This window comes from Hydrogenophaga borbori (assembly GCF_003417535.1).
GTDB lineage: Bacteria > Pseudomonadota > Gammaproteobacteria > Burkholderiales > Burkholderiaceae_C > Hydrogenophaga > Hydrogenophaga borbori.
On sequence record NZ_QVLS01000011.1, the window covers coordinates 1 to 23,042 of the forward strand.

At 71.9% G+C, this 23,042-nt stretch carries 23 protein-coding genes; 20 read left to right on the forward strand and 3 right to left on the reverse strand.

Annotated elements, in window-relative coordinates; all coding sequences use genetic code 11:
- The 3 genes from DY262_RS16225 to DY262_RS16235 all read right to left on the reverse strand — a co-directional run.
- The coding region (locus DY262_RS16225; protein ID WP_147326253.1) for an electron transfer flavoprotein subunit beta/FixA family protein at positions 1 to 609 on the reverse strand (609 nt) is incomplete at its 3' end.
- Complete coding sequence (locus tag DY262_RS16230; protein ID WP_116960152.1) at positions 606 to 1,451, reverse strand: HpcH/HpaI aldolase/citrate lyase family protein; 846 nt, start codon at positions 1,449 to 1,451, stop codon at positions 606 to 608. The genes DY262_RS16225 and DY262_RS16230, both read right to left, overlap by 4 nt.
- Positions 1,451 to 1,771, reverse strand: a complete 321-nt coding sequence (locus DY262_RS16235) for a 2Fe-2S iron-sulfur cluster-binding protein (RefSeq protein WP_116960153.1) — start codon at positions 1,769 to 1,771, stop codon at positions 1,451 to 1,453. The genes DY262_RS16230 and DY262_RS16235 overlap by 1 nt, the downstream gene beginning before the upstream one ends.
- Positions 1,772 to 1,895: 124 nt before the next feature.
- Here DY262_RS16235 and DY262_RS16240 point away from each other — a divergent pair, with 124 nt between their 5' ends.
- From DY262_RS16240 to DY262_RS16335, 20 genes are all read left to right on the forward strand, one after another.
- On the forward strand, positions 1,896 to 3,185 hold the full coding sequence (locus DY262_RS16240) for an aromatic ring-hydroxylating oxygenase subunit alpha (protein ID WP_116960154.1): 1,290 nt from the start codon (positions 1,896 to 1,898) through the stop codon (positions 3,183 to 3,185).
- Positions 3,185 to 3,676 carry an aromatic-ring-hydroxylating dioxygenase subunit beta gene (locus tag DY262_RS16245; protein ID WP_116960155.1) on the forward strand — a complete coding sequence of 164 codons (492 nt, stop codon included), beginning with the start codon at positions 3,185 to 3,187 and terminating at the stop codon, positions 3,674 to 3,676. The genes DY262_RS16240 and DY262_RS16245 overlap by 1 nt, the downstream gene beginning before the upstream one ends.
- A gap of 22 nt (positions 3,677 to 3,698) precedes the next feature.
- The gene (locus tag DY262_RS16250; protein WP_116960156.1) at positions 3,699 to 4,523 is read left to right on the forward strand and encodes an enoyl-CoA hydratase/isomerase family protein; all 825 of its coding nucleotides are present in this window, start codon (positions 3,699 to 3,701) and stop codon (positions 4,521 to 4,523) included.
- A complete protein-coding gene (locus tag DY262_RS16255; RefSeq protein WP_116960157.1) occupies positions 4,524 to 5,264 on the forward strand; it encodes an SDR family NAD(P)-dependent oxidoreductase in 741 nt (246 codons plus the stop codon). It abuts the gene before it with no gap.
- 116 nt (positions 5,265 to 5,380) lie between these two features.
- Complete coding sequence (locus DY262_RS16260; RefSeq protein WP_116960158.1) at positions 5,381 to 6,280, forward strand: alpha/beta hydrolase fold domain-containing protein; 900 nt, start codon at positions 5,381 to 5,383, stop codon at positions 6,278 to 6,280.
- Complete coding sequence (locus DY262_RS16265) at positions 6,277 to 7,740, forward strand: 3-oxoacyl-[acyl-carrier-protein] synthase III C-terminal domain-containing protein (RefSeq protein ID WP_116960159.1); 1,464 nt, start codon at positions 6,277 to 6,279, stop codon at positions 7,738 to 7,740. The genes DY262_RS16260 and DY262_RS16265 overlap by 4 nt, the downstream gene beginning before the upstream one ends.
- Before the next feature lie 11 nt (positions 7,741 to 7,751).
- Positions 7,752 to 8,954 carry an acetyl-CoA acetyltransferase gene (locus DY262_RS16270; RefSeq protein WP_116960160.1) on the forward strand — a complete coding sequence of 401 codons (1,203 nt, stop codon included), beginning with the start codon at positions 7,752 to 7,754 and terminating at the stop codon, positions 8,952 to 8,954.
- 5 nt (positions 8,955 to 8,959) lie between these two features.
- Positions 8,960 to 9,754 (forward strand): enoyl-CoA hydratase/isomerase family protein, encoded by a 795-nt coding sequence (locus tag DY262_RS16275; RefSeq protein WP_116960161.1) that lies wholly within the window; start codon positions 8,960 to 8,962, stop codon positions 9,752 to 9,754.
- Positions 9,751 to 10,533, forward strand: a complete 783-nt coding sequence (locus DY262_RS16280) for an enoyl-CoA hydratase-related protein (RefSeq protein ID WP_116960162.1) — start codon at positions 9,751 to 9,753, stop codon at positions 10,531 to 10,533. Before DY262_RS16275 ends, DY262_RS16280 begins: the two co-directional genes overlap by 4 nt.
- A 25-nt stretch (positions 10,534 to 10,558) precedes the next feature.
- Positions 10,559 to 12,076 (forward strand): 3-hydroxyacyl-CoA dehydrogenase, encoded by a 1,518-nt coding sequence (locus DY262_RS16285; protein WP_116960163.1) that lies wholly within the window; start codon positions 10,559 to 10,561, stop codon positions 12,074 to 12,076.
- The gene (locus tag DY262_RS16290) at positions 12,073 to 12,927 is read left to right on the forward strand and encodes an HTD2 family dehydratase (RefSeq protein ID WP_116960164.1); all 855 of its coding nucleotides are present in this window, start codon (positions 12,073 to 12,075) and stop codon (positions 12,925 to 12,927) included. The genes DY262_RS16285 and DY262_RS16290 overlap by 4 nt, the downstream gene beginning before the upstream one ends.
- 36 nt (positions 12,928 to 12,963) lie before the next feature.
- Positions 12,964 to 14,280 carry a phytoene desaturase family protein gene (locus DY262_RS16295; protein WP_116960165.1) on the forward strand — a complete coding sequence of 439 codons (1,317 nt, stop codon included), beginning with the start codon at positions 12,964 to 12,966 and terminating at the stop codon, positions 14,278 to 14,280.
- A gap of 8 nt (positions 14,281 to 14,288) precedes the next feature.
- A complete protein-coding gene (locus tag DY262_RS16300; protein ID WP_245981053.1) occupies positions 14,289 to 15,971 on the forward strand; it encodes an acyl-CoA dehydrogenase family protein in 1,683 nt (560 codons plus the stop codon).
- A gap of 1 nt (position 15,972) precedes the next feature.
- On the forward strand, positions 15,973 to 17,196 hold the full coding sequence (locus tag DY262_RS16305) for a CoA transferase (protein WP_116960166.1): 1,224 nt from the start codon (positions 15,973 to 15,975) through the stop codon (positions 17,194 to 17,196).
- Between the two features lie 348 nt (positions 17,197 to 17,544).
- Entirely contained in the window at positions 17,545 to 18,585 is a 1,041-nt protein-coding gene (locus tag DY262_RS16310) for a TRAP transporter substrate-binding protein (protein WP_116960167.1), read from the forward strand.
- Positions 18,586 to 18,588: 3 nt separating this feature from the next.
- Positions 18,589 to 19,080 (forward strand): TRAP transporter small permease, encoded by a 492-nt coding sequence (locus DY262_RS16315; protein WP_116960168.1) that lies wholly within the window; start codon positions 18,589 to 18,591, stop codon positions 19,078 to 19,080.
- Position 19,081: 1 nt separating this feature from the next.
- Positions 19,082 to 20,389, forward strand: coding sequence for a TRAP transporter large permease (locus tag DY262_RS16320; protein WP_116960169.1), 1,308 nt, complete (start codon positions 19,082 to 19,084; stop codon positions 20,387 to 20,389).
- Positions 20,386 to 21,462 carry a phosphotransferase family protein gene (locus DY262_RS16325; protein ID WP_116960170.1) on the forward strand — a complete coding sequence of 359 codons (1,077 nt, stop codon included), beginning with the start codon at positions 20,386 to 20,388 and terminating at the stop codon, positions 21,460 to 21,462. The genes DY262_RS16320 and DY262_RS16325 overlap by 4 nt, the downstream gene beginning before the upstream one ends.
- The gene (locus DY262_RS16330; protein ID WP_116960171.1) at positions 21,459 to 21,914 is read left to right on the forward strand and encodes a hypothetical protein; all 456 of its coding nucleotides are present in this window, start codon (positions 21,459 to 21,461) and stop codon (positions 21,912 to 21,914) included. The genes DY262_RS16325 and DY262_RS16330 overlap by 4 nt, the downstream gene beginning before the upstream one ends.
- A 5-nt stretch (positions 21,915 to 21,919) precedes the next feature.
- A complete protein-coding gene (locus DY262_RS16335; protein WP_116960172.1) occupies positions 21,920 to 23,035 on the forward strand; it encodes an Rv3169 family protein in 1,116 nt (371 codons plus the stop codon).
- Positions 23,036 to 23,042: the final 7 nt, after the last annotated feature.

A 23,042-nucleotide genomic window follows, 5' to 3' on the forward strand; every position in this document is an offset into this window, starting at 1 on the left:
CTTCACCGTCTCCAGCGGCTTCTTCTTGGCCTTCATGATGTTGGGCAGCGTCACGTAGCGCGGCTCGTTCAGCCGCAGGTCCGTGGTGATGACGGCCGGGGTGCTGATGGAGAGCGTCTCCAGGCCGCCGTCGACTTCGCGCGTGACCTTGGCCTTGTCACCCTCGATCTCGACCTTCGAAGCAAAGGTCGCCTGCGGCAGGCCGGCCAGTGCGGCCAGCATCTGGCCCGTCTGGTTGCAGTCGTCGTCGATGGCCTGCTTGCCCAGGATCACCAGGCCCGGCTGTTCCTTGTCCACCAGGGCCTTGAGCAGCTTGGCCACCGCCAGCGGCTGCAGCTCTTCAGCGGTTTCCACCAGGATGGCGCGGTCGGCGCCAATGGCCATGGCCGTGCGCAGCGTCTCCTGGCACTGGCTCACGCCGCAGGAGACGGCGATCACTTCGCTGACCACGCCCTTTTCCTTCAGGCGCACCGCCTCTTCCACCGCGATCTCGTCGAACGGGTTCATCGACATCTTCACGTTCGCAATGTCGACGCCGCTGCCATCGCTTTTCACGCGGACCTTGACGTTGTAGTCGACCACCCGTTTCACGGGCACCAGAATCTTCATGCGTTCTCCTTCGGGTTGTGGTCTTGGGCGAAGCGGCGCGCGCGCGCCAGCACCGGGGCGTCCACCATGGCGCCCTCGAACCGGAAGGCCCCTTCGCCGTGCGCGGCGGCGGCCACCAGTACGCGCCGCGCCCAGGCGCTCTGTTCCTCGCTGGGGCCCAGGGCCGCGTTGACCGGCGCGACCTGGGCCGGGTGTATGCACAGCTTGGCGCCGAAACCGAAGCGGCGCGCGCGGCGTGCATCGGCGCCCAGGCGCTCGGTGTCCTGCAACGCGGTGGTCACGCCGTCCACGGGCGGCGCCAGGCCGGCGCGGCGCGAGGCCTGCACGAAGGCGAAGCGCACCGGCGCCAGTTCGGCCTCGTCGCCGTCGCAGGCCATGCCCAGGTCGGCCTGGAAGTCGAGGTGGCCGAAGGCCAGGCGCAGCACGCCGGGCACGCGCGCGATGGCGTCGATCTGGCCCAGGCCTTCGGCCGATTCGATCAGCGGCAGCCAGCGCCGCGCGGGAAAGGCGGCGAACAGGCGCCGCAGGTCCGAAGGGCTTTCCACCTTGGCCGGCATGGCGGCGCCCAGGCCCTGCAGCCCGCCGAGCAGGGCCGCGTCGTCCGCGTGCCAGGGCGTGGCCGAGGCATTGAGCCGCACCAGCAGGCGCGAGCGAACGCTGGCGCCCAGCGTGGGCCACAGGCGCGCCAGCGCCTCGCGCGCGCCGGCCTTGCGCTCGGGCGCCACCGCGTCCTCCAGGTCGAGGACCAGCGCGTGCGCGCCGCTGGCGAGCGCCTTGGGCAGGCGCTCCAGCCGGTCGGCGGGCAGAAACAGGAGGCTGCGGGCGAGGGCGATGCCGTGCATCAGACCTGCTCGTCCGGCAGCTGGATGCGCATGCCCGCCAGCGCGGGCTGCATGCGGATCTGGCAGCACAGGCGGCTGTTGCCGCGCAGGTCGGGCACGCCTTCGAGCATGAAGACCTCGGTCTCCGAGCGCGGGGGCAACTGGTCGAGGAAGGCCGGGTCCACGTAGCCATGGCAGGTGGCGCAGCTGCACACGCCGCCGCAATCGCCCAGGATGCCGGGCACGGCGTGGTCGATCGCGACCTGCATGAGGCTGCGGCCATCGGGGGCCTCGACCGCGTGCTCGCTGCCGTGGGGGTCGATGAAAACAACGGTGGGCATGGGTGAATCGTCCTTGGTGAAAACCCCGAGATGGCGGTTTGACATAGTCCGTCTCGTCGGACTATTATTCCACCAACCGACGCACCGGACAACACACATTCCATCCCCAACGGAGGACCCCGAATTGGACCACTGCGCCCCCGTGATTCCCATCGCCAGCGCGCCCGCCGCCGAGCCGCGCTGGGACCAGCTCGTGCGCGACGAGCACGTGCACGGCTCGCTGTACACCGACCCCGCGATCTACCAGGCCGAACTGCAGAAGATCTGGTTCCGCACCTGGGTCTACGTGGGGCATGAGAGCGAGGTGCCGAACGCCAACGACTATGTCATGAAGTCCATCGGTCCCGAGCCGGTCATCATGACGCGCGACCGCCACGGCACGATCCACCTGCTGCACAACCGCTGCCCCCACCGAGGCAACCGCGTGTGCATGACCGAGCAGGGCAACGCGCGTTCCTTCACCTGCCCCTACCACGGCTGGACCTTCGCCAACGACGGCGCGCTCAAGGGCTGGCCCTTTCCCTCGGGCTACGAGGGCGTGGACCGGGGCGACTACGGTCTGGGCAAGGTCGCGCGCGTGGCCAGCTACCGCGGCTTCGTCTTCGGCTCCATGGCGGCCGAAGGCCCCAGCCTGGAGGAACACCTGGGCGCGGCCATGAAGTCCATCGACGCGCTGTGCGAGACCTCGCCCGAGGGCGAGGTGGAGATCACCGCAGGCTTCCTCAAGCACAAGGTCAAGGCCAACTGGAAGTTCCTGGTCGAGAACGAGACCGACGGCTACCACCCGTCCTTCGTGCACGCCTCCATCTTCGAGGTGGCTCAGAGTGGCATCGGCTCGCTCTACAGCGCCGAGTCCACGGCGGTGTCGCGCGACTTCGGCAACGGCCACACCGAGAACGACCTGCGCCCGGAGTTCCGAAAGCGCGACGTGCCGCTGTCCTGGTTCGGCACCACGGCCGACAAGCTGCCCGACTACACGGCGAAGATGAACGCCGCCTATGGCGAGGAGCGGGCGCGCAAGATCATGATCGACGGCACGCCGCACATCATGATCTACCCGAACCTGTTCATCGCGGAGATCCAGATCTTCGTGATCCAGCCGCTGTCGGTGGACGAGACCGTGCAGCACGTGACCGCGCTGCAGTTCAAGGGCGCGCCCGACCTGAACCGGCGCATGCGCCAGCAGACCATGGGATCGGTGGGCCCGGCGGGTTTCCTGCTGGCCGACGACGCCGAGATGTACGAGCGCACCCAGATGGGGGTGCGGATGCGCAATCCCGAGTGGCTGTTCCTGGGCCGGGGCAAGCACCGCGAGCGCCGCGACGCCGACGGCTTCCTGATCGGCGACAACACGGACGAGGTGCCCAGCCGTGGCATCTGGCGGCACTACCGCGCCACCATGGAGGCCGCGTGATGCCCATGACGACCGAACAACGCGCCACGCTGGAAGACGTCACGCAGTTCGTCTACCGCGAAGCGCGCCTGCAGGACGAGCACCGCTACGACGACTGGGAGTCGCTGTGGACCGACGATGGCGTGTACTGGGTGCCCGCGAACGGCGACGGTGGCGACCCCGAGAAGGTGATGTCCATCATCTACGACAACCGCTCGCGCATCGCGCTGCGCATCCGCCAGTTCCACACCGGCAAGCGCTTCAGCCAGACGCCGCAGTCGCGCCTGCGCCGCCTGATCTCCAACATCGAGGTGCTGGAGGACGATGGCCGCGAACTCAGCGTGGGCAGCAACGTGCTGATCTTCGAGAACCAGACGCGTGGCGACATGCTCTGGGCCGCGCGCACCGAGTACCGCCTGCGCCGCATGGATGGCCAGCTGCGCATGGCGCGCAAGACGGTGAACCTGGTGAACAACCAGGACGCGCTGTACTCGATGGCCTTCCTGATCTGACGCCGCCAAACGGAGACACTGCATGAGCAAGCCAACGAGTCCCGAGGTGCTGGTGGGCGAGGGCCCGGTGCGCCTGGACCTGCACGCCGATGGCGTGGCCCACCTGCGGCTGGCGCGGCCCGAGGCCGCCAACGGCCTGAACGTCGAGCTGCTGCGCGCGCTGCACGAAGCGGTGCTGCGCATCCACGGCGAAGGCCGCGTGCGTGCCGTGCTGCTGACGGGCGAGGGCCAGCACTTCTGCGCCGGCGGCGACGTGCACACCTTTCTTTCGAAAGGCGAGGCGTTGCCCGACTACATCCGCGTCGCGACGGCGCTGCTGCAACTCGCCACGGCCGCCCTGATCCGGCTGAACCCGCCGGTGGTGGCGGCGGTGCAGGGCTTCGCGGCCGGCGGCGGCGGCATGGGCCTGGTGTGCTCGTCCGACTTCGTGGTGGCCGGCGAGTCCACGCGCTTCCTGGCCGGCGCCACGCGCGTGGCCATGGTGCCCGACGCCGGCGTGTCGGTCACGCTCACGCAGCTCGTGGGCTTTCGCCGCGCCATGGAGATCCTGATGCTCAACCCCACGATCACGGCGGCCGAGGCCAAGGACATGGGCCTGGTCACGCGCGTGGTGGCCGACGAGCGCTTGATGGACGAGGCCTGGTCGCTCGCGCGCCAGCTCGCGGCCGGTGCGCCGGCCGCGCTGGCCAATACCAAGCGCCTGCTGTGGAACGGCATCGGCCAGGGCGTGGAAGCGGCCATGCCCGAGGAAAACCACATCCAGGCCCTGCTGTCCGGCATGGCCGACGCGCGCGAGGGCTTGTCGGCGGTGATCGAGAAACGCGCGCCGCGTTTCACGGGGCGCTGAATGGCGGCCGACAAGACCGCGCGACGGCGCGCACTGGTCACCGGGGGCGCCAGCGGCATTGGCGAGGCCATCGCGCGCCGCCTCGCGGCCGATGGCCTGGACGTGCTCATCGCCGACCGGCAGGCCGAGGCCGCCCAGCGCCTCGCGCAAGCGATCGGCGCCCGCGCCGTGGCGCTGGACGTCTGCGATTTCGATCGCGTGCACGCGGTGGTGGCCGAACAGGGCCCCTTCGATGTGCTGGTGAACAACGCGGGCGTGGACCAGCACGCCTTCTTCACGAACACCACGCCGGCCGACTGGCGCCGCCTGCTGGCGGTGAACCTGGAGGCCGTGCTCAACACCACGCACGCGGTGCTGCCGGGCATGCAGGCGCGTGGCTTCGGGCGCATCGTCAACGTGGCTTCGGAAGCGGGCCGGCTGGGCTCGCGCGGCGGTTCGGTGTACGCGGCGGCCAAGGGCGGGGTGATCGCCTTCACGCGCTCCATCGCGCGCGAGAACGGCCGCAAGGGCATCACGGCCAATGTGGTGGCGCCGGGGCCGATCGACACGCCGCTGCTGCGCCAGGCCGTGGCGCAGGGTGGCGACAAGCTCATGGAGGGCATGACCCAGGCCACGCTCGCGGGCCGGCTGGGCAGCACCGAGGAGGTGGCCTCGGCCGTGGCGTTCCTCGCCTCCGAGGGCGCGGCCTATGTCACCGGCGAGGTGCTGGGCGTCTCGGGTGGCATGGGGTGCGGCGCATGACACAGGACCCCCACGCTGAGCCGCGGCGCGGGTCGCCGACCGCCGGGGGGACCGGTCCGGCTGCGAGCGCCCCGGCGCCGGATCGGACCTCGTCGCCGTCGTCGGTCGAGACCGTCATGGCCCGCGTGAGAGCGGTCTATGGCCGCTGGCGCCGCGACACCCCCGTGGCGCAGATGCGCGCCGACTGGGACCGGCTCTTCGACGCCACCGGCGAGGCCGCGTTCGAGCCGCTGATCGCGGGCGGCGTGCCCTGCGCCTGGATCACCGCGCCCGGCGCGCGCACCGACCGCGCCATCGTCTATTTCCACGGCGGCGGTTTCCAGGTGGGCTCGCTGCGCTCGCACCGCGAGCTGATGGCGCGCCTGTCGGCCGCCGCTGGCGCGCGCGTGCTGGGCGTGGACTACCGCCTCGCGCCCGAGCACCGCCACCCGGCGCCGTTGCAGGACGCGCTGGCCGTGCTGCAGTGGCTGCGCGGCCAGGGCTTCGCGGCGCGCGACACCGCGCTCGCGGGCGACTCGGCGGGCGGCGGCCTGGCCCTGGGCGCGCTGCTGGCGCTGCACGGCCGGGGCGACGCCCTGCCGGCCGCGGCCTTGCTCCTGTCGGCCTGGACCGACCTCGCCGCCACCGGCGAGAGCTACGAGACCCGCGCCAGCGCCGACCCCATCCACCAGCGCCCCATGATCCTGGCGATGGCGCGCAACGCCCTCGGCCCCGACGGCGATCCGCGCGACCCGCTGGTCTCGCCGCTCTACGCCGACGAGCAGGCCCTGGCCGCGCTGCCCCCCCTGCTGCTGCAGGTGGGCGACCGCGAGACCGTGCTCAGCGATTCCGAGGCCTTCGCGCGCCGCGTGAACGCGGCCGGTGGCCAGGCGCGCTGCCAGGTCTGGCCCGGCATGGTTCACGTGTTCCAGCAATTTCCCCATGAGCTGCCCGAGGCGCGCGACGCGCTGGACGAGGGCGGCCGATTCCTCGCGTCTCACCTGGGGCGCGCCACTTCCGGAGACACCTCAGCATGATCGGAATCACCGCCTATGGCGGCTACGTGCCGCGCCTGCGCCTGTCGCGCCAGGCGGCGGCGCAGGCCAACGCCTGGTACGCCCCGCAGTTCGGTGGCCGCAAGGGCACGCGCGCCTTCGCCCACTGGGACGAGGACAGCATCACCCTGGCCGTGGCCGCCGCGCGCGACTGCCTGGGCCCGGCCAGCGCGCGCGAGCGCTCGACCGTGCGCGCGCTGCTGCTGGCCAGCGATACGCTGCCCTTCGCCGAGCGCCTGAACGCCGGCGTGGTGGCCGGTGCGCTCGATCTCGACGAGGGCATCGAGGCCCTGGACCTGGGCGGCACGCAGCGCGCGGCGCTCTCGGCCTTCACACAGGCCGTGGCGCGCGTGGCGGCCGGCGGGGGCGACACCCTGGTGCTGGCGGCCGACAACCGGCGCACGCGCGCGGCCAGCGCGCAGGAGCTGGAGTACGGCGACGCCGCCGCCGCCCTGCTGGTGGGCACGCAGAACGTGCTCGCGGAGTACCTGGGCGCGGGCACCGTCACGGCCGATTTCGTGGACCACTTCCGCGCCGCCGGCGAGAACCTGGACTACCACTGGGAAGAGCGCTGGGTGCGCGACGAGGGCATCGCCAAGCTGGTGCCGCGCGCGGTGCAGGCGGCGCTGGCCCAGGCCGGCGTGGCCGCCGCCGAGGTCGATCACTTCATCTTCCCCACCACCTTCGCCAAGATGGACCAGCAGCTGGCCAAGGCCTGCGGCATCCGCGCCGAGGCGGTGGTGCCCAACCTGGGCGACTGCGTGGGCGACAGTGGCGTGCCACACGGCCTGCTGCTGCTCGCCCACCTGCTGGAGCGCGCGCGGCCCGGCCAGCGCATCGTGCTGGCGCAGTTCGGCAGCGGCGCGCAGGCCCTGGTGTTCCGTGTCACCGAGGCCATCGATGGCTTCAAGCCGGCGCGCGGCGTGAGCGAATGGCTGGCGCGCGGCGTGGAAGAACGCCACTACACGCGCTTCCTCTCCTTCAAGGGCCAGCTGCAGCTGGAACGCGGCATGCGCGGCGAGCAGGACAAGAAGACCGCGCTGTCGACCGCCTGGCGCCACCACCGCGCGCTGCAGGCCCTGGTGGCCGGGCGCTGTGAGGTGACGGGCAGCGTGCACTTTCCGCCCTCGCGCCTGACGTACGACGCCCGGCCCCTGCAGGACACGCAGAAGCCCCACCCGCTGGCCGACCGGCCCGCGCGCATCCTGAGCTGGTCGGCCGAGTACCTGTCCTGGCACCCGGCGCCGCCGCACCACTACGGCCAGATCGACTTCGAGGGCGGCGGGCGCATCCTCATGGACTTCACCGATCTGGAGGTGGGCGAGGTGGACAGCGGCACCGCCATGGAGATGGTGTTCCGCGTCAAGGACGTCGACGAGCGCCGCGGCTTCACGCGGTATTTCTGGAAGGCCACCCCGGTGCGTGGCGCGTCCAAGACCTGAAGGAGAACCGCATGGCACAAGGCATCAAAGACAAGGTCGCCATCCTCGGCATGGGCTGCAGCAAATTCGGCGAGCGCTGGGACGCCAGCCCCGAGGACCTCATGCTGGAGGCCTACAACGAGGCCATGGCCGACGCCGGCATCGCGCCGGACCAGCTCGGCGCGGCCTGGTTCTCCACCCACATGGACGACGTGGGCACGGGACGCGGCGGCACGCCCATGGGCATCGCGCTGCGCCTGCCCAACATCGGCATCACGCGCGTGGAGAACTTCTGCGCCGGCGGCTCCGAGGCCATCCGCGCGGCCGTGTACGCCGTGGCCGCGGGCGCCTGCGACATCGCGCTCGCGCTCGGCGTGGAAAAGCTCAAGGACACCGGCTACGGCGGCCTGCCCATGGCCACCGTCGGCACCTACATCCCGCAGTGGTACCCGAACGCGGTGGCACCGGCCAACTTCGCGCAGCTCGCCAGCGCCTACCGCGCCAAACACGGTATCGACGCGGCCTTGCTCAAGCGCGCGATCTCGCACGTCTCGGTGAAGAGCCACGCCAACGGCGCCAAGAACCCCAAGGCCCATTTGCAGAAGCCCATCACCGAAGAGCAGTGCCTGAAGGCGCCCACCATCGCGGCGCCGCTGGGCCTGTTCGACTGCTGCGGCGTGTCCGACGGCGCGGCCGCCGTGATCGTCACCACGCCGGAGATCGCGCGCAGCCTGGGCAAGACCGACCTCGTCACCTTCAAGGCCCTGCAGGTCGCGGTGTCCAACGGCTGGGAGCTGCAGTCCAGCGAGTGGGACGGCAGCTATGTGCACACCGCGCGCATCGCCGCGAAACGCGCCTACGCCGAGGCCGGCATCGAGCGCCCGCGCGAGCAGATCAGCATGACCGAGGTGCACGATTGCTTCTCCATCACTGAGTTGGTGACCATGGAAGACCTGGGCCTGTCCGACGAGGGCCGCGCCGTGTACGACGTGCTCGACGGCGCCTTCGACGCCGAGGGCCGCGTGCCCTGCCAGATCGACGGCGGCCTCAAGTGCTTCGGCCACCCGGTGGGCGCCAGCGGCATCCGCATGCTCTACGAGATCTACCTGCAGCTGCAGGGGCGCGCGGGCGCGCGCCAGCTCGCGGACCCGAAGACCGGCCTGATCCACAACCTCGGCGGCCAGCCGTCGCAGAACGTGTGCTCGGTCTCCATCGTCGGACTGCAAGGGGTCTGAGCGCCATGAGCGAGCCTGTCGTTCTGCTCGACCACCCCGCGCCGCGGGTGGCGCGCCTGCGCATCAACCGCCCGGCGCAGCGCAACGCCATCGACGAGGCCGTGCGGCAAGGCTTCATCGATCGGCTCGACGCCCTGGTCCGGGACGCGTCGGTGCGGGCCCTGGTCATCGGCGGCGTGCAAGGCGTGTTCTCCGCCGGCGGCGACGTGCCCAGCATGCTGGGCCTGAGCGAGGCGCAGGCGCGCGCTCGCCTGGGCCATGTGCAGCAGGTCTGCCAGCGCGTGGCCGATCTGCGCCTGCCCGTGGTGGCCGCCATGGAGGGCGTGACCGCGGGCGCGGCCGTCGGCCTGTCGCTGCTGGCCGACCGCATCGTGATCGGGCGCGAGGCGCGCGTGCTCTTTCCTTTCCTCAAGATCGGCCTGGTGCCCGACTGGGGCCAGCTGCTCACCCTGCCGCGCCGCGTGGGCCTGCCGGTGGCGCGCCGCCTGCTCTGCGGCGGTGAGCCCGTGCGTGGCGAAGAGGCGCTGCGCCTGGGCCTGGCCGACGAGCTGTGCGAGGACGCGCAGGTGATGGACCGCGCCGTGGCCCTGGCCGGCGAGCTGGCCCTGCTGCCCGCCGAGCCCTTCGCCCGCATGAAGCAGCGCCTGCAGCACCCCAGCGCCACGCTGGCCGAGGAGCTGCAGCGTGACCAGGACGACCAGGCCGCCTGCCTGCTGGGCGCCGACTTCCGCGAAGGCTTCTCGGCCTTTCGCGAGAAACGCGCCCCCGATTTCATTCACCGCCCCGGAGACCGCGCATGAGCGAAGCCCCCCAGGAGCCGGTGCGCCTGTCGCGTGAAGGTGCGGTGGGCGTGCTCACGCTCAACCGCCCCGACAAGCGCAACGCGCTCGACCTCGGCATGCGCGCGGCCATCGCCGCCGCCGTGCGCGCTCTCGAGGCCGACGCCGCCATCCGGGCCATCGTCATCACCGGCGGCGACAGCGTGTTCGCCGCCGGCGCCGATCTGAACCTGCTGGTCGACAAGGGCGCGCAGGACGTGGCCGCCATCGACCTCGGCCAGTACTGGGCGCCGCTGGCGAACGCGCGCAAGCCCGTGGTCGCGGCGGTCAGCGGCTTCGCGCTCGGCGCGGGCTGCGAACTCGCGCTGATGTGCGACTTCATCGTGGCCGACGCCAGCGCCCGCCTGGGCCAGCCCGAACTGGCCGTGGGCATCATGCCCGGCGCCGGCGGCACGCAGCGCCTGGTGCGCAGTGTGGGCAAGCAGGTCGCCAGCCTCATGCTCATGACGGCCGAGCCGCTGACGGGCGAGCGCGCCTTCCAGCTCGGGCTGGTGGCCGAACTCGCGCCCGAGGGCCAGTCGCTGGCGCGCGCGCTGGAGCTCGCGCGCAAGGCGGCCCGTATGCCACCCAAGGCCATCGAAGCCACCAAGCGCGTGCTGCGCCAGGGCGCCGACCTGCCACTGGACGCCGCGCTGGCGCTGGAGAACCGAGAGTTCCTGCTGCTCTTTGACACCGATGACAAGACCGAGGGCATGCGCGCCTTCCTCGACAAGCGCAAGCCGCAGTTCAACGGCCGCTGAACGCGGCGCACCTGTTCCATTCCCCATGGCGACTGTTCCCCCCACCACCATTGGCGTCGTCGGCGCCGGCACCATGGGCCGCGGCATCGTGCAGCTCTTCGTGCAGGCCGGCCACACCGTGTATTGCCACGACGCGCAGCCCGGCGCGGCGACGAAGGCCATCGAGCATGTCGACGGCATGCTCGCGCGCGCGGTGGAGAAGGGGCGCATGGCGGCCGCCGACCATGAACGGGCGAGGCACCGCCTGAAGGCCTGCTCCCGCCTGGCCGATCTCGCGGACTGCGAGCTGGTGATCGAGGCCATCGTGGAGGACCTGGCGGTCAAGCGCGCGCTGTTTCGCGAGCTCGAGGGCCTGCTCGGCGAACAGGCCATGCTGGCGAGCAACACCTCGTCGCTCACCGTGGCCGAGATCGCGTCCGCCTGCCAGCGGCCCGAGCGCGTGGCGGGCCTGCACTTCTTCAACCCCGTGCCGCTGATGAAGGTGGCCGAGGTGATCGCCGCCGTGCGCACCGCGCCGGCCGTGGTGCGGCGCCTGAGCGAACTCACCGAAGGCGCGGGCCACCGCGCGGTGGTCGCGGCCGACCAGCCGGGCTTCCTCATCAACCACGCCGGGCGTGGCCTCTACACCGAAGGCCTTCGCATCGTCGAGGAGCGGGTGGCCACGCCGGCCGAGGTGGACGACGTGCTGCGCGAGGCCCTGGGCTTTCGCATGGGGCCCTTCGAACTGCTGGACCTCACCGGCCTGGACGTGTCCTCGCGCGTGATGGCCTCGATCTACGAGCAGTTCCAGCAGGAGCCGCGCTTTCGGCCGTCCTCCCTGGTGCCGCCACGCGTGGCCGCGGGCCTGTTCGGCCGCAAGAGCGGCGAGGGCTGGTACCGCTACGTGGACGGCCAGCCGCAGCGCCCGCCGGCCCGGCCGCTGCCCCCCTTGCCCGAGGCGCTGGCGGTGTGGGTGGACCCGGCCGCGAGCGGCGCCGACGGCCTGCGGGGTCTCGTGGTGGCGGCCGGCGCGCGCCTCGTCGACGGTCCGGGCAACGCCGACCTGTGCCTCGTGATGCCCTGGGGCGAGGACGCCACCGGCGCGGCGCTGCGGCTCGGCCTGGACGCCACCCGCTGCGCCGCCGTGGACCCGCTGCCGCCGCTGGCGCTGCGCCGCACGCTGATGTTGACGGCGGTGACCTCGCCGGCCGCGCGCGACGCGGCCCACGCGCTGCTGGCGAAGGACGGCACGGCCGTGACCCTGATCAACGACAGCCCCGGCTTCATCGCGCAGCGCGTGATGGCCACCATCGTCAACATCGCGGCCAACATCGCGCAGCGCGGCATCGCCAGCGTGGCCGACCTGGAGGACGCGGTGCGTCTGGGCCTGGGCTACCCGCAGGGCCCGCTGGGCTGGGGCGACCGGCTCGGCGCGGCGCGCCTGCTGGAGGTGCTGCGCGCGCAACTGGCCGCCACCGGCGACCCGCGCTACCGCCCCAGCGCCTGGCTGCAGCGCCGCGTGGCCCTGGGCCTGCCGCTGACCACGCCGGAGGCCGAGCGATGAGCGGGGTCGACCTCGAGCACCTGCGCCAATGGGTGGGCCGCAGCGAGACCCGCGAGCAGCACCTGGACCCCTTCCCGGCGCAGGCGCTGGCGGGCCTGCTGGACCGAAGCGACAGGCCGCAAGAAGGCGATGCCCTGCCGCTGCCCTGGCACTGGCTTTACTTCCTCGACGCGCCCAGCCGCGAGGGCACGGGCGTGGACGGCCACCCCCGCCGCGGCGGCTTCCTGCCGCCCGTGCCGCTGCCGCGCCGCATGTGGGCGGCGGGTGAGCTCACGCTGCACGAGCCGCTGCGCCTGGGCCGGGTGGCACGCAAGACGTCCACCGTGCGCAGCGTGGACCTCAAGCAGGGCAAGGCCGGTGCCTTGGTGTTTGTCACGGTGGCGCACGAACTGGAACAGGACGGCCAGCCCCGCCTCAGCGAGCGGCAGCACATCGTCTACCGCGAAGCGCCCACCGCGCCCGCGCCGCTGCCGCCCGGCGAGGCCGCGCCCGCCGACGCGGACTGGCGGCGCGACCTCGTGCCCGACCCCGTGATGCTGTTCCGCTTCTCCGCGCTGACCTACAACGGCCACCGCATCCACTACGACCGCGACTACGCGACGCGCGAAGAGTTCTACCCCGCGCTGGTGGTGCACGGTCCGCTGCTGGCCACGCTGCTGCTCGACCTGGCCGCACGCGAGCGGCCCGGCGCGGTGCCCACGCACTTCGGCTTTCGTGCCCAGCGCCCCGCCTTCGACACCGGCGCGCTGCGCCTCAACGGCCGCCTCAACGCCGGGGCCGACGGCGCCGCGCTCTGGACCAGCGACCCCCAGGGCTTCGTCGGCATGAGCGCCACGCTGCGCTGGCGCTGAGCGGCCCGCACACGAACTTCCACAGGAGACCAACAGATGACCCATCCCCCCTACGACGTGGTCGTGATCGGCGCCGGCGCCGGCGGCATGAGCGCGGCCGCCCACCTGGTGGCCGCCGGCCGCAAGGTGCTGATCGTGGAGTCGCAGGACCGCCTCGGCGGCCGCGCCTCCAGCGAGGAGATCGACGGCTTCATCGTCAACCGCGGCGCCATCGCCATCGAGCGCGGCAGCGGCTTCGAGCAGACCTTCGAGCTGCTGGGCGTGCCGCTGGACGTGCGCGAACCCCAGCCCGCGACCGTGTTTCGCATCGACGGCAAGATCATCGACCCGAGCAAGGGCGGCGGCTGGAACCTCATCCTTGGCGGCCTCACCAAGGCCGCGGCCAAGATCGGCGCGAGCTTCGGCGACGTGCGCAAGGGCAATGCCGAGCTGCCCGAGGAAGCCCTCAGCACCGAGGACTGGCTCAAGAAGTTCACCAAGAACGCCACGGTGCACCGGCTGTTTCGCAACTTCTGCGCGGCGATCTGGGCCGCCAACGCCGACGAATTGCCGGCGCGCGCCTTTCTGACCTACTTCGCCTTCAAGGGCGCCTTCAAGCGCTTCGGCTTCTGCCCACGCGGCACCATCGGTCTGTGGAACGACCTGGGCGCCGGCATCCGCGCCAAGGGCGGCGAGATCTGGCTCGACGCGCCGGTCCGCAAGATCCACGTCAGCGACGGCCGCGCCACGGGCGTGGACGTGGAGCGCAACGGGGTGACGAAACGCATCGACGCGCGGGTGGTCATCAGCAACGTCGGCCCGGCCGCCACCATCGCGCTGGCCGGCGAGGCGGCGCTGGGCGAGGCCTACGTGGCCAAGGCCCGGCGCGTGCTGCGCCCGGCCGCGAACATCGTGGTCAACTTCGCGACCCGGCAGCGCCTGATCGACCAACCCGGCCTCATCACCTTCGCCAACACCGAGCGGCTGTGCAACATGGGCGAGCTCACGGCGATGTGCCCCGAGATGGCGCCGCCGGGCTGGCACCTGTACGTGGCCTACGTGGTGCCCAAGCCGGCCCTGGGCGACTTCGACGAGAAGGCCGAGACCGAGCTGGGCCTGCAGGACCTGCGCAACGAGTTCCCCGGCTTTGCCGACGCCAAGATCCTCTCGATCCGCGTGATGCGCGGCGAGTGGCCGGCCCAGCGCTCCTGCGCCGGCTTCGACCTGCCGCAGGAGACGCCGCTGCCCAACCTCTGGAACGTGGGCGATGCCGTCAAGGACTACGGCGGTGGCGGCACGCAGGCCTGCGTGGACACCGGCCGCGAGGCGGCGCACAAGGCGCTGGGCCTGCTCGGCGTGGGCCAGGCCGCATGATGCGCGACATGAACAACGCCCTGCAACGGCCACTCGCCGACGCCTCGTCCGTGCTGGCGCGGCTGCGCTCGCTCTTCGACGCGGGTGTCCAGGTGCTGGCGCGCCATTGCCTGGAGAACGGCCGCCTGAGTGCGCGGCGCCTGGACGAGGTGCAGGTGGCCAGCTTCGAGATGGCCTGGGCCGGTGCCGAGCTGCTGGCCGCCGAGACCGCCATCGCCGCGCTCACCCCCGCCAGCGACCCGCTGGACGCGCAGCTCGCGCTGGTGTTCACGGTGGACGCGGTGGTCTCGCTGCTCGACCGCCTGGACGCGATGCTCGCCGAGACCGGCGAAGACCCGGCGGCGGTGGACGCGCTGCGCGCGGCGCCCGAGTGGCGTGCGCTGCGCCGCGCCGCGGGCGGCGCCGAGGCCTTGCAGGCCGCGGGCCGGGGCGTGATCGAGGCCCAGGGACTGGTCGGCGACATCGCCCTCGACGAGGCCCACGCGCTCGCGCAGGACGCCTTTCGCCGCTTCGCCGCCGAGGTGGTGGCCCCACAGGCCGAGGCCATCCACCGGCACGACCTCACCGTGCCCGAGTCGCTGCTGCAGCCCATGCGCGAGATGGGTGTGTTCGGCCTGGCCATTCCCGAGCGCTTCGGCGGCAGCGCACCCGACGACCGCGAGGACACCCTGCTCATGGTGGTGGTGACCGAGGCCTTGTCCGAAGGCTCGCTGGCGGCCGCGGGCAGCCTGATCACGCGGCCCGAGATCCTCACGCGCGCGCTGATCGCGGGCGGCACCGACGGGCAGAAGGCGCACTGGTTGCCGCGGCTCGCGGCCGGCGAGCCGCTGTGTGCCATCGCCATGACCGAGCCCGACTGCGGCTCCGATCTGGCGGCCTGCCAGCTCAAGGGCACGCGCGTGGACGGCGGCTGGCTGCTCAACGGCGCCAAGACCTGGTGCACCTTTGCCGGCAAGGCCGGCGTGCTGATGGTGGTGGCGCGCACAGACCCCGACCGCTCGCTGGGCCACAAGGGCCTGTCGGTGCTGCTGGCCGACAAGCCCTCGGTGGACACGCACCAATTCGAGGTGAAACAGGACGGCGGCGGCACGCTCACGGGCCGCGCCATTCCCACCATCGGCTACCGCGGCATGCACTCCTTCGATCTGTCGTTCCAGGACTACTTCGTGCCCGACGCCCACGTGGTGGGCGGCGAGGCCGGCCTGGGCAAGGGCTTCTATTACACGCTCGCGGGCATGGTGGGCGGGCGCATGCAGACCTCGGCGCGCGCCTGCGGCGTGATGCGCGCGGCCCTGCGCGCGGCCGTGCGCTACTCGCAGGACCGCCAGGTCTTCGGCGCGCCGCTGGCCGACTTCGCGCTCACCCAGGCCAAGCTGGCCCGCATGGGCGCGCGGCTGGCGGCCTGCCGCCGCCTGGCCTACACCGTGGCTGGCATCGTCGACGGCGGCCACGGCCGCATGGAAGCCAGCCTGGTCAAGCTGCTGGCCTGCCGCTCGGCCGAGCTGGTGACGCGCGAGGCCCTGCAGCTGCACGGCGGCATGGGCTACGCCGAAGAGACGCCGGTGAGCCGCTACTTCGTCGACGCGCGCGTGCTCTCCATCTTCGAGGGCGCCGAGGAGACGCTGGCGCTCAAGGTGGTGGCGCGAAGCCTCATGGAGCGCGCGCTCGGCATCGCGCCGGCGGGGGCTTGAGATGGCCCAGCCCAAGGGCATCCTGAGCGGCCTGCGCGTGGTAGAGGCCGCGGCCTTCGTGGCCGCGCCGCTGGGCGGCATGACGCTGGCGCAGATGGGCGCCGACGTGATCCGCATCGACGCCCTGGGCGGCGGGCTCGACTACCGCCGCTGGCCCGTGACCCGGGACAACACCAGCCTGTTCTGGTGCGGGCTCAACAAGTCCAAGCGCTCGGTGGCGCTGGACCTGGCCTCGCCCGAGGGCCGAGAGATCGCCATGGCCCTGGCCTGCGCGCCCGGCGAGGACGCGGGACTGTTCCTCACCAATTTCCCGCCACGCGGCTGGCTGGACCACGAGGCCCTGAAGGCGAAGCGGGCGGACCTGATCCAGCTCACGCTGATGGGCGATCGCCACGGCGGCTCGGCCGTGGACTACACCGTCAACCCGCGCCTGGGCCTGCCCTACGTGACGGGTCCTGTGGACGGCGAAGGCGCCGTCAACCACGTGCTGCCGGCCTGGGACCTGATCACCGGCCAGATGGTGGCCGTGGGCCTGCTGGCCGCCGAACGCCACCGTCGCCGCACCGGCCAGGGGCAGCACGTGAAGCTGGCCCTCGAGGACGTGGGGCTGGCGGTGATGCAGCACCTGGGCTTCATCGCCGAGGCGCAACAGGGCCAGCCGCGCGAGCGCCATGGCAACGCGCTGTTCGGTGCCTTCGGCCGCGACTTCGTCACACAGGACGGCGAGCGCGTGATGGTGGTGGGCCTCACCCCCCGGCAGTGGCGCTCCCTCGTCGAGGCCATGGGGCTGGGCGCGGCGGTGGACGCGCTGGGCGCCCGGCTGGGGGTGGACCTCTCGCACGAGGGCGAGCGCTTCAAGGCGCGCGAGGCCTTGGCCGAACTGATCGGCCCCTGGATCGGTGCGCGGCCGTTCGCGCAGGTGGCGCAAGCCTTCGAGGGGCACGGCGTGTGCTGGAGCCGTTACCAGACCGTGGCCGAGCTCGTGCGCGACCCCGAATGCTCGCCGGCCAACCCGCTGTTTCAGCGGGTGGAACAACCGGGTGTGGGCGAGATGCTCGCCGCGGGCATTCCGCTGGACTTCGGCGCCGTGCCGCGACTGCCGGTGCAGGCCGCGCCGCGCCTGGGCGAGCACACCGAGGAGGTGCTCACGCAGGTGCTGGGCATCGATGCCGCGCAGTTCGGGCGTCTGCACGACCGGGGTGTCGTGCGCGCGGCCGGGTGCTGAGAGGCCATGACCATGGCCGCTTCTGCGGGTTGGCGGGGTGAGGGTCCGGGGTGCCTTGCTGCGTGTGGACGGGCCGAGGCCCCGGCGTGCGCTGCGGCGGGGCGTCGGCCAGCGACGCAGCTGACACGCCAAGCACGCTGGCAGCCGAGAGGCCACAGGCGTTGGGCGCGGTCGCGGGCCTTGCGCGGGATGCCCTTGACGCCTTCTGTCTGACAGACAGGGGAAACCCCAAGTGATCACCACACACAAACCCTTCTCATATACCGTCCCGTCGGACTATTATTGAGACCGTGCAGCGCAGGCTGTCCTGCGCCGTTTTCCGTCCCGCCAACACCTAGGAGACCCGCCATGATTTCCCGCACCCGCCGCCTCGTCGGCGCCTTGGCGCTGATCGGCGCTTTCGCGGCCGCCGCGCCCGCGTCCGCCCAGACCACGGTCATCAAGTACTCCAACTGGCTGCCGGTGGGCCAGGCCATGCGCATGGAGGTGATCGAGCCCTGGATCGCCGAGGTGGAGAAGGTCACCGCCGGCCGCGTGAAGATCGACACCCTGCCCAAGGTGGTGGGCACGCTGCCCGCGCAGTTCGACGTGGCGCGCGACGGCCAGGCCGACCTGGTGGTCTTCATTCCGGGCTATACGCCCAACCGCTTCGACATCCTCGAGGCGCTGCAGATGCCCTTCGTGAGCGACAACCCCGAGGTGCTCGCGCCCCTCGCCGACCGCTTCTTCCGCAAGCACCTCGCCAGTTATGGCGAGTTCAAGGGCGTGCACCCGCTGTCGGTCTACGTGGTGTCGCCGGGCCAGCTGTTCAACAACAAGCGGCCGCTGCGCAGCATCGCCGACTTCAAGGGCCTGAAGTTCCGCAGCCCGCAACCCAGCGCCACGCAGGCGCTCACGCTGCTGGGCGCGGTGCCGGTGAACAAGCCGGTGAGCGAGACCTACGAGTTGATGTCGTCCGGCGTGCTCGACGGCACGCTGATGCCACCCGAGTCCATCCCCGCCTTCAAGCTCAACGACCTGGTGCCCTACGCCACCATCGTGCCGGGCGCCATCTACAACACCGTGCTGGTGCTGGGCATCAACGAAGACAAGTGGAAGTCGCTGCGCGCCGAGGACCGGGAGGCCATCACGCGCATCAGCGGCGACGCCTTCGCCGCCAAGATCGGCGCCGCCTACGCCAAGGGCGATCGCGCGGCCTTCGACGGCCTGCGCAAGGCGGGCAAGAGCGTGGAGACCGCGTCGCCCGCGCTGGTGGACGAAATGAAGAAGGTGCTCGCGCCGGTCGAAAAGGACTGGATCGAGAAGGCCAAGAAAAAGGGCGTGGCCGATCCGCAGAAGCTGCTGGACGAGCTGCGCGCCGAGGTGGCCGCCGCCTCGCGCGGGAAGTAAGGCATGGCGCGCGCACGGGAAGGACGCCTCGAACGCGCCCTGACGGCGGTGGGCACGCTGAGCCTGCTGGCGCTCATGGCCATCGTGTTCATCGACGTCGCCGGCCGAAACCTCCTCAACAGCCCGCTGCCCTGGGGCACGGAGGTGATGGAGGTGCTGCTCGGCCTGATGGTGTTCGTGTTCTATCCCGTGCTGGCGCGTCGGCACGGCCACATCGTGGTCGACCTGGTGCCGCTGCCGCGCGCGGCGCGCGCGGCCCAGCGCCTGCTCGCGGGCGGCGTGGGCGCGGCGCTGTTCGGCGTCATCGCCTGGACCTGTGGCCGCCAGGCCATCCGTTCTGCGGGCTATGGCGACGCCTCGGCCATCCTTGGCATTCCCACGGCCTGGGTGCTGTGGGGCATGGCGGCGCTGGCGGGCCTGAGCGCGCTGGTGTTCCTGGCGCAGGCCTTCGGCGCCTGGCGCGACGACGCGGCCTGCGCCGATCACGGGGCTTGAGATGCTCGCGGTCTCCCTTGGATTCCTGGTCGCCTTCGCGCTGATCTTCCTGCAGGTGCCGATCGCCACTGCCCTCGGGCTGGTGGGCTTCGGCGGCGTGGTGGTGCTCAATGGCTGGACGCCCGCGCTCAGCATGGCCGCCACCATCACGCGCGACAGCACCCTGGTCTACACGCTCATCGTGCTGCCGCTGTTCGTGCTCATGGGCAATCTGGTGGCGGGCGCCGGCATCTCCGGCGACCTGTTCCGCGCCGCGCAGACGCTGATCGGCCGGCGCCGCGGCGGCGTGGCCATGGCCACGGTCGCGGCCTGCGGGGCGTTCGGCGCCATCTGCGGCTCCAGCGTGGCCACGGCCGCCACCATGGGCAAGGTCGCCATTCCCGAGATGCGCCGCCTGGGCTACGGCGACCGGTTGGCCTCGGCCGCCGTGGCGGCCGGCGGCACGCTGGGCATCCTGATCCCACCCTCGGTGATCATGGTGGTGTACGGCGTGGCCACGCAGACCCACATCGGCAAGCTGTTCGCGGCCGGCATCGTGCCGGGCCTCATCGCCGTCGTCGGCTACCTGCTGGCGGTGCGCTACCTGGTCTGGCGCGACCCTGCGCAGGCCCCCGTGAACAGCGAGCGCCCGGCGATCGACGTGCCCGGGCTGGTGCGCACGCTGTGGCCCGTGGTGGCGATCTTCGGCATCGTCATGGGCGGCATCTACGGCGGCCTGTTCACCTCGGTCGAGGCCTCGGGCATCGGCGCCACGGCGGCGCTGCTGTTCGCGCTCACGCGGCACAACCTCACGCTGGCGCAGATCCGCGGCATCTTCGTGGACAGCGCGAGCACCTCGGCCATGATGTTCGCCATCATCCTGGGCGCGGCCCTGTTCGGCGAGTTCGTCAACATCACCGGCGTGCACGAGGGCTTGCTGGCCATGGTGCAGGGCAGCGGCCTGTCGCCCTTCGGCGTCATCCTGGCGATGATTGCGATCTACCTGGTGCTCGGCTGCGTGCTCGAGAGCCTGTCCATGATCCTGCTGACGGTGCCGATCTTCTTTCCCATCGTCACGGCGCTGGGCTACGACCCGGTGTGGTTCGGTGTCCTGATCGTGGTGGTGGTGGAGATCGGCCTCATCACGCCCCCCATCGGCGTCAACCTGTTCGTGATCCGCTCGGTGACGCCCGACATCGCCATGGGGTCCATCGTGCGCGGCGTGCTGCCCTTCATCACGGCCGACCTGCTGCGCGTGCTGCTGATCGCCTCCGTGCCCGCGCTCAGCCTGTGGCTGCCCAACCTGTTGTTCAAGAGCACCGGCGGATGAAACAGCCCAGCCTGGACCTGTCGGCGGACACGCTCGAGCGCCGACTCGCGCCGTTTCTCTCGCGCGCCCTGAACCGCCCGCTGCGCCTGGACGGCTGGCGCCGCTTTCCGGCGGGTTTCTCCTGGATCACCCTGGGCCTGCGCGCCACGCCGGGGGACGGGGGCGAGCCGCTGGACCTGATCCTGCGCATCGGCGACCCGCGCGGCCTGCTCGCGCCCTACCGCGCCGAGCCCGAGTACCGCGCGCTGGAAGCGCTGCAAGGCCTGGCCTCGCTGCCGGTGCCGCGCGTGTTCGCGTTCAGCGACGACCCCTCGGTCATCGGCGCGCCCTTCCTGGTCACCGGCCGTGTCGACGGCGACACGCCCATGCCCTGGAAAGGCGCGGCCGAGGCGCGCGGCGAACAACACAACGCCAGCCTGGCGCGCGACTTCAGCGACGGCCTGGCCGCGCTGCACCGCGTGGACTGGCGCGCCACGCCGCTCAAGCGCCTGTGGGGCGAGGTCGACCCCGCCACGGTGGCGCGCGAGCAGACCCTGCACTGGTGGCGCCATGCCGGCTTCGGCGACGACGCCGCGCACGCGCCGCCGCAGCTGCACCACGCCATGCGCTGGCTGCTGCGCCACGCGCCCGCCGCGCCGCGCGTGGTCATCGTGCACGGCGACTACCGCGTGGGCAACTTCCTGCAGCGGGACGGCCGCATCACCGCCGTGCTGGACTGGGAGCTGGTGCACGCGGGCGATCCGCACGAGGACCTGGCCTGGGCCGCGTTGCGCGTGTTCTCGGGCGGCACCGGTCGCGTGGGCGGCCTCATGGACCGCCAGGCCTTCGTCGAGCGCTACGCGCGCCAGGCCGGCTTCACGCCCGACCCAGTGGCTTGGCGCTACTACGAGGTGCTGGGCCTGTTCAAGAGCGCGTCCATGCTGCTGAGCGCGGCGCAGCGCGTGCAGAGTGGGCGCGCGCGCGACATCCGCATGGCCTCCATGGGCTTTCAGGTCGCGTCCACGCTGTTGGAACTCAATCGCCTGATCGGCGAGGCCGCCGCCGAATCGCGCGGCGCGGAGGTGACGCCATGACCACCGACCTGGGACGGTTGATCGAGGCCTTGCGCCGCACCCTCAGCGACGCGGTGGCGCCCGAGCTGAGCAGCGACTTCGCGCGCGGCCAGCTGGCCGCCGTGAACGACATCCTCGGCAAGCTCGCCGGCATGGCCGTGTGGGACCCGCAGGCCCTGCAGGCCCAGGCCCAGGCGCTGCGCGAAGGCCATCGGCGCTTCGCCGAATGCGCCGCGCGCGCCGGCCTGGTGCTGCCGGCGGGTGGCGACGCCGCCGGCCTGGACGCCGCGCAGGCGCGCACGCGCGAGCTCAGCGATTGGCTCGATACGAACGGCCCCGCGCTGGGGCCGGCGCTGGCCGCCGAACTCGACGCCATCCTGCGCCAGGCGCTGCGCGAGCAACTGCGCGTGGAGCGCCAGCGCATCCCCCTCACCGACTTCAGCGCCATGACGGCCGCTGCACCGAAGGACTGAACCCCATGCTGACCCCCCAGGACGACCTGCCCGGCCACCAGACGCCCGGCACCTTCGCTCAGGCCGGCCACGGCGATCCGCGCTTCACCGAGCGCTGGTGGTACACCGCGCACCCGCTCGACGGCCGCCCGCTGATCCTCGACGTCGGCTTTGGTTACTACCCCAACCGCGGCGTCATGGACGCCTTCGCCGGTGTCACCGTGGGTCGCACGCAGTTCAACTTCCGCGCCTCGCGCCGCCTGGGCGCGAACCCGCTGGAGCTGGCGGTCGGCCCGCTGCGCCTGGACATCGCGCAGGGGCAGCGCCTGCATCGCCTGGCGCTGCGCGACAACGCCTCGGGCATTGCCTTCGAGCTGGACTTCGAGGCCAGCTTTCCCGCGGCGCAGGAAAAACAGAGCCGGCGCGAGCGCGATGGCGCGGTCGAGGAAGACCTGGCGCGCGTGGCCCAGTTCGGCCGCTGGCGGGGCTGGCTGCAAGTGAACGGCGAACGCCACGCGGTCGAGCCGGCCAGCTGGTGGGGTCAGCGCGACCGTTCCTGGGGCATCCGTTCCGAGATGCGCACCGACTGGGCCGCGCCCCCGATGCAGACGCACAAGAAGTTCTTCTGGACCTGGTCCATGTTCCAGACGCCCAGCATGGGCGCGTCGATCTTCCTCAAGGAGCGCGAGCCGGGTCAGCCCTACTACCTGTCGGGCGCCGAGTTCCAACGCCTGCCCGACGGCAGCGTGCGCCACCGCGAGGTCGCGTCGGTGGCGCACGAGCTGCAATGGGCCGATGACCCGCTGGGCCAGACCATCGCCGCCGGCGAGTTCACGCTGGGTTTTGCCGATGGCGGCTCGCGCCTGATCCGCGTCGAGGCCCTGCCCGCGCGCTATTACCTCAAGGGCGGGCTGTACGGTGGCTGGGGCGGCTGGAACCACGGCGACGACAAGGGTGCCTACGCCGAGGCGCACGACGCCTGGAACCTGGACGACCCGCTGACCCGAGAACGCGCCCGAACCCTGGGCGACCACGTGGTTCGCGTGAGCGTGGATGGCGAGACCGGCATCGGCATCAGCGAGTACGGCGTGGCCGCCGGTTACCCCAAGTACCCGCTGCCGCAGAAGCAGCCGGCGCTATAAAGTCGGG